Raw genomic sequence first — 12,259 nt, forward strand, 5'->3', positions numbered from 1 at the left:
TGGTATCGTTCGTCTTGGGTCAGTTGTGTGTAGCTCATGGCAATCTTTCTTGCAGGAAAGGTCGTATGCTACCGCATACTGACCTTTTTCTGTTATGGAAAGTTGCACTTCAAATGCGAATCCGCCGACCTCGGTATCAGGTTCTTACTTTAAGAAAAGAGATTACGACCAGACAAAGGAATAAGACTGATGAAAAAACTGCTTTTTATCTTTTTGGGACTGGCAAGTTTTAATGTCTATGCTAACGGCTGCCCCGGACAATTTGACCCCGTCAGCGGCATCTGCCGCTTTCAGGGGAATAACGGGGAATTGGTTCAATATAATATGGCTCCACCTCAATCCTCCAACCGCGGTTCCGTGCAAAACGGTTCTAAAGTCGTCAACGTCAACGTCCCGTCCAAATACGGCGCATGGGCGGTCAACCTTAAAACGGGTATTTCGGCTGGTTCAATCAATATGGATTCGCGTGAGGCAGCGGAAAGAGAAGCCATCAAATCCTGCGAACAGGGCGGACGCAATGCGCCGTGTGTGGTGGGTGCTTGGTTCAGAAACGGCTGTCTTGCTGTTGCCCAAGGGAAATCGGGTAACAAGTTGAAGACTTTCTACGGAAACGGAGCCAACATTGGACAGGCAGAGCCGGCGGCATTAAAAAAATGTCAGGCTGCGGGGGCGGTACAATGCAAAATCACCACGCCCGAAGGCTGCTCGATGCCGAAATATTGACGGGCAAAAGGTCGTCTGAAACCTTTTTTCAGACGACCCCTATATATAAAATATTCATCATTTTCCCATCTGTTTTTTGAAAGTACCCATATGAAAAAAGCCTTTGTATTTTCTTTGCTGCTCGCCGGTTTGTCCGTTTCTGCCGCCGCGCAAAACCAAACCGGTGCGTCATCCGATGCTGCGACAAATAAAAAGCTTGCCGCCGAGTGTCAACAATTGTTTAAAGACACCAATACTTTGGCGAACGGTTCGCTTTGTTATCGGGACAATAAAGAGACCGCCGAATATTTCGACCTTTTGTCTATGGTTTTGTTGTTTAACCATCCGAAAGTCGATCAGTGCCGACAATATCCGAAACTGGAGGAAGAATTTAAAAAACAAAGCTTTTACCATCTCGAAGATAAGGAGTTGAAGCGCCTTTGCGCGGAAAGCCGCGAAGAACGCGACCGTTTGCGCCGCCAGGTAGAGGCGTATATGGACAGTAAGATAAAACAGTATGCGGAAGAAGAAGCGCCGCGCCGAGGTATTCCCGTTGATGAATTGCTGCGTAAAACCGTTGCCGAAGAAACCGAACGCCGCGCCAAAGCCGATGCCTTTATCCGTCAGAAGGATGGCAGATAAGGATGGACGGGGTCGTCTGAAAACTTCGGGCATGAATGTACTGCGTTCCGACATTCATGCTTTATTTGAAAATATCATTCCGGTTTAAAAGGAAAAACTATGAAACAATCTGCTTTAGGCTTACTTGCTTTGACTTTATCTTTTTCAGCCGCCGCGCAAGAGCCCGCCGTCAGTTTGAATACGGATCAGGTCGAACATTGCCGGCAAATGCTGCAAGATGCGGCGCTGATTGAGGCTACGGCGAATGTATGCGGCGGGGACAATGAGGACATCAAAGACTATGCCGGGCATTTATACTCTTTGTACATGGCTGCCGATCCGCAAGCCTTGCAATGCGTCAATTACAGCATGGCGATGAAAAAAGAAGGGAAACCGCTGCCTCATTATGGCTATTCCCCTGAGCAAGACAGTAAACAATATTGCGCCCAAAGCCGCAAAGAACGCCATCTTGCCCAACAACGCGCCGAGGTTTTGGTTGAAAAAGAGCTGCCGAACATTGCCCGCAAAGTCTCCGAAGAATCGAATGCGCTTTATCAAGAGCATCAAAAGCAATCGGCGCAACGGCAAAATGCAGCACCGGATAACTGGGAAAAACCGAAATCTTCCAAGCAAATCTTGAAAGAAATGCGCGAACAACTGGCAGCCAGCCGTAAAAAAGCAGAAATTGCCCGCCGGAAAATAGAAAAACAGTAACGAAGTTTCGGACAATACGGACAGACGGTCTGCCCTGACCGGATCCAAGAAACCCGCTTTTTGAAGCGGGTTTTTATCTTGGAATCGATTAAGGTTTTCAGACGACCTTTTGGCAGATTGGATTTCTATAGTGGATTAACTTTAAACCAGGACGGCGTTGTCTTGCCGTACTATCTACTGTCTGCGGCTTCGTCGCCTTGTCCTGATTTAAAGTTAATCCACTATAAGCTACCCACCTTAAGCCAACTTGACGGCGAGTTCTGCCAGCCGTTTGCCTTGTGCAAAGGCGATGTCGTTTTCTTCGGCGGTCAGGACGGGTTTGCCGTCATATCCGGCAACGTGGGACGCGCCGTAGGGGGTGCCGCCGCTTTGGGTGTTGCTGAGGGCGGATTCGGTGTAGGGGATGCCGCTGATGATCATGCCGTGGTGCAGGAGGGGGAGCATCATGGTGAGGAGGGTGGTTTCTTGTCCGCCGTGCAGGGAGGAGGTGCTGGTGAAGACGGTGGCGGGTTTGCCGGCGAGTTCTGCGCCGAGCCATTGGGGGATGGTGCCGTCGATGAAGTATTTCATGGCGGCTGCCATGTTGCCGAAGCGGGTGGGGCTGCCTAGGGCGAGGGCGGCGCAGGTTTTGAGGTCTTCGGCGGTGGCGTAGGGTGCGCCGCTGTCGGGAATGTCTTTTTCGACGGCTTCGCAGACGGTGGAGACTTTTGGGACGGTGCGCAATACGGCTTCGCAGCCTGCGACGCTTTCGATGCCGCGTGCGATTTGGCGGGCGAGGTTGAGGGTGCTGCCGTTTTGGGAGTAGTAGAGGACGAGGATTTTGAGGGGATTTGGGTTCATTTGGGTATTCCGTTACAATGGGGTTGATGGGAAATGGGTGTTTGAATTTCGCTGAGGCTGTGTTTTCAGACGACGTGGTTGTTTTCTGTTTTTTATTTTTAATTCGTTATTTTTTCGGGAAAGATTATGCCGTTTTTGAAATGGTGGCAAGGTTTGTTGGGTAGTAAGGCGTTTGCGTTTGCGTGGTTTGTGGTCCGGCGTTTTGATGAGGAGCGTGTGCCGCAGGCGGCGTCGAGTATGACGTTTACGACGCTTCTGGCTTTGGTGCCGGTGTTGACGGTGATGGTGGCGGTCGCTTCGATTTTTCCTGTGTTTGACCGTTGGTCGGATTCTTTTGTTGCGTTCGTCAATCAGACTATTGTGCCGCAGGGTGCGGACATGGTGTTTGATTATATCAATGCGTTCCGCAATCAGGCGGGAAAGTTGACGGCGATCGGTAGTGTGATGCTGGTGGTGACGTCGCTGATGCTGATTCGGACGATTGATAATGCGTTCAACCGGATTTGGCGGGTCAATTCGCAGCGGCCTTGGATGATGCAGTTTTTGGTGTATTGGGCGTTGCTGACGTTTGGGCCGCTGTCTTTGGGCGTGGGGATTTCTTTTATGGTCGGGTCGGTGCAGGATTCTGCGTTGGCTTCATTTGCGCCGCAATGGGTGGTGGGGTTACTTCAAACCTTAGGTACGCTGTTTTTTGCCACGCTTTTGCTGTGGGGGCTGTACCGTTTTGTGCCCAACCGCTTCGTGCCTGGGCGTCATGCGTTTATCGGGGCTTTGGTCACGGCGTTTTGCTTGGAAACGGCGCGTTTCCTGTTTGCTTGGTATATGGGCAATTTCGACGGCTATCGCTCGATTTACGGGGCGTTTGCTGCTGTGCCGTTTTTCTTGGTGTGGCTGAATTTGCTGTGGACGCTGGTGTTGGGCGGTGCGGTGCTGACTTCGTCGCTGTCTTATTGGCAGGGCGATGCGTTCCGCAGGGGATTCGATTCGCGCGGGCGGTTTGATGATGTGTTGAAAATCCTGCTGCTTTTGGATGCGGCGCAAAAAGAGGGCAAAGCCTTGCCTGTTCAGGAGTTCAGACGACATATCAATATGGGCTACGATGAATTGGGCGAGCTTTTGGAAAAGCTGGCGCGACACGGCTATATCTACAACGGCCGTCAGGGCTGGGTGTTGAAAACGGGGGCGGATTCGATTGAGTTGAGCGAACTCTTCAAGCTCTTTGTTTACCGTCCGTCGCCTTTGGGAAGGGACCATGTGAACCAAGCCGTCGATGCGGTGATGACGCCGTGTTTGCAGACTTTGAACATGACACTGGCGGAGTTTGACGCGCAGGCGAAAAACCGGCAGCAGGCTTCTTAAGTATGTTTAAAACGGATAAAAGGTCGTCTGAAAACGGTTTTCAGACGACCTTTTGCTATAATCGGGCTTCATCGTCCCGCTCGGTTTGGAACCTTATGAAAAAGCTCGTCCTGCTGCTACTTTCCTTCTCCTCTGCCACCGCTTTTGCCTCATATGGTTTGGGTTTGGGGCAGGAGCCGAAATATCCCGCCGACTTTCGCGCCTACGAATACGTCAATCCCGACGCGCCCAAAGGCGGCGTGTTTTCCCTACCGATACAAGGCGGCTTCGATACGTTCAACCCGTTTACCCTCAAAGGCGACAAAGAAGCCGGCGTCCTCACGCTGACCATGGACATGCTCACGGACAACAGTTGGGACGAACCTTTCTCTATGTACGGACTGCTGGCGGAAGACTTTTCACTTGCAGAAGACGGATTGTCGGCAACATTCAGGCTTAACCCGAAAGCCAAATTCCACAACGGCGATCCCGTGCTTGCCAAAGACGTCGCCGCCTCCTTCCGCCTGCTTACCCAAGACAAAGCCGCCAATCCCTTCTACCGCATATACTGGAGCGACGTTGCCAAAGTCGAAACGCCCGACGACAGGACAGTCGTTTTCCGCTTCAAACAGCGCAATGCCGAATTACACATGGCATTAGGTCAACTGCCTGTCTTTTCTCATAAAAGCTATCCTGAAGGGCTGGAAAAAGGCGCAAACAAAATGCCCATCGGCTCCGGCCCCTACCGTTTTGTCAAAGCAGACATCGGGCGTATGAGCGAATACGCGCGCGACAAAAACTACTGGGCGCAAAACCTCCCGACCCGCAAAGGCAGATATAATTTCGACACCGTCCGCTTCAAATATTTCAAAGACAACAGCGTCCGCCTCGAAGGCCTCAAAGCCGGACAATACGACTTCGTTTACGAAAGTGTCGCCCGAAACTGGGCGCGGGGCTATTCCGACGAAATGCTCGCCAAACGCGGCATGGGCAAACACGAATGGATACAGAAAAGCGATGCCGGCATGCAGGGCTTCGTCATGAACCTGCGCCGCGCCCCGTTCGATAACATTCTCGTGCGGCAGGCGATGGTCGAGAGCTTCGACTTTGAAAGCGTCAACGCGCGTATTTTCTACGGCGCATACCGCCGCAGCAACAGCTTCTTCACCAACAGCGAGATGGCGGCGACAGGCAAACCGCAAGGCGCGGAACTGAAACTGCTCCAGTCCCTCGGCAACACCCTCGACCCCGCCGTCCTGAACCAACCCGTCCCCGAGCCGCCCCAAACCGACCCGAAGACAGGCATACGCCCCAACCTGCTCAAAGCCCGCGCCCTCTTTGAAAAAGCAGGTTACCGCTACAAAAACGGCAAACTGACCGACAGCCGAGGCAAACCCCTGACCTTCGAGTTCCTGACCGCCTCCAAAACCTACGAACGCATTACTGCCAAATGGCAGCGCGACCTCGTTAAAATCGGCGTCACCATGAACATCCGCGTTACCGACCCCGCCTTATACCAAAGGCGTCTCAACGATTTCGACTTCGACATGACCATTACCGCCTATTCCAACAGCGAAAGCCCCGGCAACGAACAATACGATTATTTCGGCTGCGAAGCCGCCAAAATCCCCGGCAGCCGAAACCTCGCCGGCGTGTGCCGCCCCGAAGTCGAAAAGCTGCTCAAACATTTCGGCAGCTTTACCAACCGCGAAGAGCTGAAAACCACCTCCCGGGCACTAGACCGCACCATCCGCCACCAATACATTATCGTCCCCGCCTGGTACGCCGACCGCTACCGCGTTGTTTACCGCAACAACCTCGGCATCCCGCAACAACTGCCGAAATATTACGACCCGGTATTTTTTTCGCTGAGTACGGGGTGGTGGAAATAGGAGGAGTGAGCAGATAAAAGGTCGTCTGAAAACGGATACGGCAGCAATGCGTAGCGTGGGTTCTACCCACGAAATGAACGCCAATTCGGCTGTTGTTTGATTTGGTTGTTGGATGATTGGGGTTGTCAGACGGTGGCTTTCGTGGGCAAAGCCCACGCTACTCGTTGCCGCAAGGCAACTTGTCCCTTCCCCGTCCGGCGGGGGAAGTTTGCGTACGTATGCTAATATATTGCGAGAATTGTGCCTGTCAGATTTAGCCGTAATGGCAAGGCATTATTTCATTACTCAAAAATTCTCTATGAATTAGATATTTAAAATAAACTATTAAAATTTTAGGATACGCACATGCAAGATCAGGAAGAAAGTAAAAATCAGGAAATACAAGAAAAGCAGGAACAAGAAGACAAGGGTGCCATGACCAAGTTGCAAGATGTGTTCAATCTTGCGCATGACCAAGCTCATCCCGATAAGATCGATGCCACTATCCGTGCCAATACTCGGGTGTCCGGAACGAATATGTGGGTATTGATGTTTGCCATTGCTGTGGCGAGTATCGGTCTGAATGTGAACAGCACGGCGGTAGTGATCGGAGCGATGTTGATTTCGCCGTTGATGGGGCCGATCGTCGGTATGGGTTACGGTTTGGCGGTTGGCGATACTGCGCTGATCCGCCAAGCCGTGCGCAATATTATGGTATTCGTCGCCATCAGTTTGGTTACTGCTACACTGTATTTTCTATTAACCCCGCTTAAAGAGGCGCAAAGCGAGCTTTTGGCGCGTACTCAGCCGACCCTTTGGGATGTGTTGATTGCCTTCTTCGGCGGTAGTGCGGGCATTGTGGCGCTGACCCGAAAAGAAGGAGGCAATGCCATACCGGGTGTGGCGATTGCGACCGCATTGATGCCGCCCCTGTGTACTGCGGGCTACGGACTGGCACATGGCAACTGGCACTATTTTCTCGGTGCTTCATATCTTTTTGCCATCAACTGCGTGTTCATCGCTTTTTCGACCTTGTTGTTTTCCAAACTGCTCAAGCTGCCGCGCAGGGGGTTGGTAACGGAATCCAAACGCCGGTTGCAAAGTATCATGATTACTGTTGTCGTGTTGGCTGTGATGATTCCGAGCGGCTATATGGCATCAGGACTGGTGCGCCAGGAACTGTTCAACACAAAAGCCAATGCCGCGATCACCGCCGCGCAGCAGCAGGAAAGTTTTTTTGTTCTTCGTAAGGTGTTGAATTACAAGGAAAATAAAGTCGGTCTGATTGTCAACGGAACGGGTAATGCCGAGAAAATCATCGCCCTGTTGGAAAAAAGCCTTAATGCGTCGGGGGTAAAAGAGCCGGAGGTGAACGTGGTTTATGCGGGAGGGGATGGTGCCAAAATCGAAGAATTGCTGGCAAGCCGAAACAATCCGGTTCAGCAGCAAAATGAACTGAAAGAGCAGCAGGCCTATATCGATACCGTACTGGCAGGCAAAACTGCCGATACCGCCGGTGCTGACGATGCTGCGGTACTCAAGGAAATAAAAGCCCAATATCCCGAAGCGGAAAAAATCGTTGTCGGACGCGGCTTGGTTTGGGAGAAAGCGCAAACAGAGCCTGTTTCCGAGCAGCCTGAAAGCAGCAAAAATACTAAATCGGAAACAGGCGAACATGACGATATTGTCGTTGTCTCGCTCGAATTTAAGGAGCCTTTGCCTGCCAAAGATCGCGAACGCTTACAGGCGTGGTTGAACCAGCGTTATGAGGGTAAGGCCGTGCGCATGTTTGTGAACACTCAAGCTTCAGACATATAACCCGTTTCACGAATACTCCGCCTGTCGGCTTTATCCGTTTTCAGGAAATAATTTTATTCTTTAACGACCAAATCCGCCTCAAACACGCCCCTCAAGGCGTTGGAGAGGCGGATTTTTTCTGCGCGCTCGAGCATGTCGCGGGTGATGTGGGTTTCGATGACTGCGTCCGCGCCCAAGTAGGTTTGCGGCTGCTGCAATACGGCTTGGCGCATGACGCCGTTGAGGATGTCCAAATCCAGAGACGGGGTGAGCCATTGCCCTTGGTATTTGATGAATACGTTGCTTCTGCCACCTTCGAGCAGGAGGCCGTCTGAATTGAAAAACAGGCTGTCGAACGCGCCTTGTGTTTCGGCGGTTTGCCATGCTTGGTCGTACAGGGCGCGGCGGGTGGTTTTGAAGCGGCGCAGGTAGTCGCGGCGCGGGAGGGGTTGCGGGGCGGGGATGACGCGCTGCGGGGCGGACAGCTCGGCGGTGGCGGCATGGCTGAGAATGAGGCCGTCTGAAACGAGTTCGGCTTTCAGGCGGAAGAGGCCGTCGGGCAAGTCGGCGATGTATTGCCGGATTCGGGTTTCGCCATCGTCGGGCAGGGGCAGGTTGAGGGCTTGGGCGGAGGTTTTCAGACGACCTAAATGCAGGTCAAGCAGGCGGCATTGCCTGTTTTCCACGCGCATGGTTTCGAAGATGCCGAAGGCGGGGCGCAATTCGTTGAGGAAACGGGCTTTCCAGCCGCATTCCCGATATTCGGCGGCGGGGTCGCTGTCGATGACGATGCCGGAACCGACGCCGTACACCCCTTGATATAGTGGATTAACTTTAAACCGGTACGGCGTTGCCCCGCCTTGCCGGACTATCTCTACTGTCTGCGGCTTCGTCGCTTTATCCTGATTTGTTAATCCACTATCTAGGTCGTCTGAAAATGGAAGGTCGTCTGAAACGGGTTTGAGCGATAAGGTGCGGATGACGACGTTGAATATGCCTTCAAATCCCAGTCCACTTTCACATGGATTCAGGTAGCCGATGCTGCCGGTGTACAGGCCGCGCGGTTCGGCTTCGAGCGATTCGATAATCTGCATACTCATACGTTTGGGCGCACCGGTGATGCTGCCGCAGGGGAAGGCGGCGCGGAGGATGGCGGCGGCGGTAATGTGCGGCAAGGCTTGGGCTTGGATGGTGCTGGTCATCTGCCAGACGCTGCCGAAACGCGATACTTTAAACGGCTCGGGCACGCATACTTTGCCGGTTTGGGCGATTTTGCCGAGGTCGTTGCGCAGCAAATCGACAATCATCACGTTTTCGGCGCGGTTTTTCGGGTCGTTTTGCAACTCGGCGGCGCGGCGTTCGTCTTGCCCGTCGCCCAAAATCGGCGCGGTGCCTTTCATCGGCTCGGTGCTGATGGTGCCGTCCGCACCGATTTTGAGGAAGAGTTCGGGCGAGAAACACAGCGTCCACGCGGATTTTCCTGCCGCATCGGGCAGGTGGGACAAGACGGCATAGGGGACGGGCTGGCGCAGGCGGCGGTAGAGGCTGACGGGGTTGCCGTAGGCTTGCAGGTGCAGGCGGGTGGTGTAGTTGATTTGATAGGTGTCGCCGCGCCGGATGGCTTCGTGGATTTGGCGGATGCGGTCGAGGTAATCGGCTTCGGATACGGAGGATTGCGGCGTAGAAATGCCGGCGGGGAGGTCGTCTGAATGTTGGGCAAGCCAGCTTTCGGCATCGATGTCGGCGCAGTCGGCAAACCAGTGCAGGGCAAGATTGCCGCCGCGTTCGGACTCAATCCCCATCAGCGGCAAACCGAATTCGTAGTCTGCAAACAACACAGCATGCAGCCCTTTTTGCCAGCCCTGTTGCAGCGTATCGTTTAGCGAATCCAGTTCGTTATGATGGAAAAGGCGGCTTTCCACATGATTTTGATAGAGTTTTGCGCGGCCGCTCACGGCATCGTCAAACAGGGTGAAATAGGGCATGGCTGTGGTGCAAATAGCCTGATTATACGCTGGTTTTACACAAATTAGCAGACCGCGCCGAAAAAAATGGCGCAGTGTAATTTTATGTAGTCCGCTGAGGGGCAAAGGAGTAGAATCAAACCATACCACACCATATCATTTCAAACTTAATCAATAAGGAGACCCTATGGCAGATCATCAGTTAGAACCGTTTGAAAACGTTGAATTGGGCGAAAAGCAAGACCAGTTGCAAGTTTTCGAAAAAGCCGTTTTGGAACACGAAGGACGCGGTACGGACGAAGATTCCGGCAGCGCGCCGCTTCCCGCCAATTACCCCTACAAGCAACGTATGCGCCGCGCCGCATACGAAAAAGAAAAACAAAAGCTGCAAATCGAATTGCTGAAAGTGCAAAGCTGGGTCAAAGATTCCGGCCAACGCATCGTCAGCCTGTTTGAAGGCCGCGACGCCGCAGGCAAGGGCGGTACCATCAAACGCTTTATGGAACATTTGAATCCGCGCGGCGCACGCGTTGTCGCACTGGAAAAACCGACCACCACCGAACGCGGTCAATGGTATTTCCAACGTTACATCCAAAACCTGCCGACCGCAGGCGAAATGGTATTCTTCGACCGTTCATGGTACAACCGCGCCGGCGTAGAGCGCGTGATGGGCTTCTGCGAACCCAACGAATACCTGCTCTTCATGCGTCAAACCCCTGAATTGGAACGTATGCTCGTTGCCAGCGGCATCCACCTCTTCAAATTCTGGTTCTCCGTATCCCGCGAAGAACAACTGCGCCGCTTCATCTCCCGCCGCGACGATCCCCTGAAACACTGGAAACTCTCTCCTGTGGACATCCAGTCGCTCGACCGCTGGGACGACTACACCGAAGCCAAAAACGCCATGTTCTTCCACACCCACACCGGCGACGCGCCTTGGGTCATCATCCGTTCCGACGACAAAAAACGCGCCCGCCTCAACTGTATCCGCTACTTCCTGCATCAGTTGGACTACCCGGGCAAAGACGTGAAAGCCATCGGCAAAGTGGACGAAAAAATCGTCCTTGTCCCCGATACGCGCTACAAAGAGAAAACCGTCGATATCGGTCATGACTGATTGAGCGGTTAGCTGTTTAAGCAGTAAAAAGGTCGTCTGAAAACCTGAAATACGGGTTTTCAGACGACCTTTTGTTTGTCTCAACCGTTTATCCCAACGCTACGCCGACAGCCGCCGCCGTGCGGAAACGCTATTCAAATTGTGCGAAATAAGACAATACGGTTTGCGGCAGCCATTGCAGGTTCAGACGACCCCCGTCGCGGCTGACGAAGCCGACATGTCCGCCGTGTTCGGGCTGCAAAAGCGTGACGGACGGAGACACTTCGTTCACATTCGGCAGGGCTTCGGGCGGCAGGAAGGGATCATTGACGGCGTTGAGCAGCAGCAAAGGACTCGCGACTTTTTTGAGCCAAGGTTTGCACGAGGCGCGGCGGTAATAGTCGAAACGGTCTGCAAAACCGTGCAGCGGGGCGGTAAACGTATCGTCGAAGTCGCCCAGCGTTTTGCATTGTTTCAACAGGGCGGCAACATTGCGGTCGGGATGGGCATTCTGCAAATCGGCAACGTCGCGGGCTTTGGGCAGCAACGAGTTCAAAAAATAACGCGTATATAACAGGCGCGACATGCCTTTGTCGAAACGCGTACCCGCCAGCGTCGCATCAACCGGCGCAGAAATGACGGCGGCGGCGCGGGGCAGCGCATTGCCGCCTTGTTCGCCCAAATATTTTGCCAAGGCATTGCCGCCGAGTGAAACGCCTGCCGCATAAATGACGGGATAACGTGCGGCAAGCGTGTCGAGCATAAAGGCGATTTCGGGCGTATCGCCCAAGTGGTAGAACACGGGCGCGGTATTGGGGATGCCGCCGCAACTGCGGAAATGCGCGACCACGCCGTTCCAGCCTTTGTCTTGTACCGCGCGCATCAATTCGACCGCGTAATGGCTCTGGCTGCTGCCTTCCAATCCGTGAAACAAAACCACCAGCGGCGCGTCGGGATTGGGGCTGTCGACAAAATCGTAGGCAACCTGTGCTTTGCCGGTGCTGTCGGGCAGCAACTCGCGCCGGTAAGCGGGGGAAGGACGTTGCAGGAATTTGGCAAAGATGGTGTCGGCGTGGCCGTTGCGCAGCCAAAACGGCGTATTGGGCGATAAGTTATTCATAATCTGAAGATATTTGGGAGACGGCAGGGTCGTCTGAAAGATAGCAGCCCCTGAACACGAAATATAGTAAATTAAAATCAAAATAGGACAGTAACGCATCGTCAAATCGGGCGTAATCAGACAATACGGTTCGCAGATACCGCTTAATATTCGCCCACACCTTCTCAATCGGATTGAGCTCAGGTGAATAAGGTGC

At 53.2% G+C, this 12,259-nt stretch carries 10 protein-coding genes and 1 pseudogene; 7 read left to right on the forward strand and 4 right to left on the reverse strand.

Annotation, left to right across the window (positions count from 1 at the left end; translation table 11 throughout):
- The first annotated feature begins 189 nt into the window (after positions 1-189).
- The 3 genes from AAG834_RS12715 to AAG834_RS12725 all read left to right on the forward strand — a co-directional run bounded on the left by AAG834_RS12715 (position 190) and on the right by AAG834_RS12725 (position 2,037).
- Complete coding sequence (locus AAG834_RS12715) at positions 190-723, forward strand: DUF4189 domain-containing protein (RefSeq protein WP_342032343.1); 534 nt, start codon at positions 190-192, stop codon at positions 721-723.
- A 90-nt stretch (positions 724-813) separates the two neighbouring features.
- Complete coding sequence (locus AAG834_RS12720; protein WP_342032344.1) at positions 814-1,344, forward strand: hypothetical protein; 531 nt, start codon at positions 814-816, stop codon at positions 1,342-1,344.
- A gap of 99 nt (positions 1,345-1,443) precedes the next feature.
- Positions 1,444-2,037, forward strand: a complete 594-nt coding sequence (locus AAG834_RS12725; protein ID WP_342032345.1) for a hypothetical protein — start codon at positions 1,444-1,446, stop codon at positions 2,035-2,037.
- A gap of 237 nt (positions 2,038-2,274) precedes the next feature.
- On the opposite strand, the gene wrbA is transcribed toward AAG834_RS12725, so the two are convergent.
- Entirely contained in the window at positions 2,275-2,877 is a 603-nt protein-coding gene (wrbA, locus tag AAG834_RS12730; RefSeq protein WP_342032346.1) for an NAD(P)H:quinone oxidoreductase, read from the reverse strand.
- A gap of 126 nt (positions 2,878-3,003) precedes the next feature.
- Here wrbA and AAG834_RS12735 point away from each other — a divergent pair, with 126 nt between their 5' ends.
- The 3 genes from AAG834_RS12735 to AAG834_RS12745 all read left to right on the forward strand — a co-directional run bounded on the left by AAG834_RS12735 (position 3,004) and on the right by AAG834_RS12745 (position 7,904).
- The gene (locus AAG834_RS12735) at positions 3,004-4,236 is read left to right on the forward strand and encodes a YihY family inner membrane protein (RefSeq protein ID WP_342032347.1); all 1,233 of its coding nucleotides are present in this window, start codon (positions 3,004-3,006) and stop codon (positions 4,234-4,236) included.
- A 95-nt stretch (positions 4,237-4,331) separates the two neighbouring features.
- Positions 4,332-6,107 carry an extracellular solute-binding protein gene (locus AAG834_RS12740; protein WP_342032348.1) on the forward strand — a complete coding sequence of 592 codons (1,776 nt, stop codon included), beginning with the start codon at positions 4,332-4,334 and terminating at the stop codon, positions 6,105-6,107.
- Positions 6,108-6,452: 345 nt separating this feature from the next.
- On the forward strand, positions 6,453-7,904 hold the full coding sequence (locus AAG834_RS12745) for a DUF389 domain-containing protein (protein ID WP_342032349.1): 1,452 nt from the start codon (positions 6,453-6,455) through the stop codon (positions 7,902-7,904).
- Positions 7,905-7,957: 53 nt separating this feature from the next.
- Here AAG834_RS12745 and AAG834_RS12750 read toward each other — a convergent pair whose 3' ends face one another.
- Positions 7,958-9,868, reverse strand: coding sequence for a bifunctional chorismate-binding protein/class IV aminotransferase (locus AAG834_RS12750; protein WP_342032350.1), 1,911 nt, complete (start codon positions 9,866-9,868; stop codon positions 7,958-7,960).
- 166 nt (positions 9,869-10,034) lie between these two features.
- Between AAG834_RS12750 and ppk2 the strand changes: the two genes are divergently transcribed.
- Entirely contained in the window at positions 10,035-10,964 is a 930-nt protein-coding gene (gene ppk2 / locus AAG834_RS12755) for a polyphosphate kinase 2 (RefSeq protein ID WP_003766403.1), read from the forward strand.
- Between the two features lie 130 nt (positions 10,965-11,094).
- Here ppk2 and AAG834_RS12760 read toward each other — a convergent pair whose 3' ends face one another.
- Together AAG834_RS12760 and AAG834_RS12765 are read right to left on the reverse strand one after the other, a co-directional pair.
- The gene (locus tag AAG834_RS12760) at positions 11,095-12,063 is read right to left on the reverse strand and encodes a YheT family hydrolase (protein ID WP_342032351.1); all 969 of its coding nucleotides are present in this window, start codon (positions 12,061-12,063) and stop codon (positions 11,095-11,097) included.
- Positions 12,056-12,259, reverse strand: a pseudogene (locus AAG834_RS12765) (hypothetical protein); the annotation flags it as partial. The pseudogene AAG834_RS12765 and the gene AAG834_RS12760, both read right to left, overlap by 8 nt.

Source organism: Neisseria sp. Marseille-Q2251 (assembly GCF_940793045.1).
GTDB lineage: Bacteria > Pseudomonadota > Gammaproteobacteria > Burkholderiales > Neisseriaceae > Neisseria.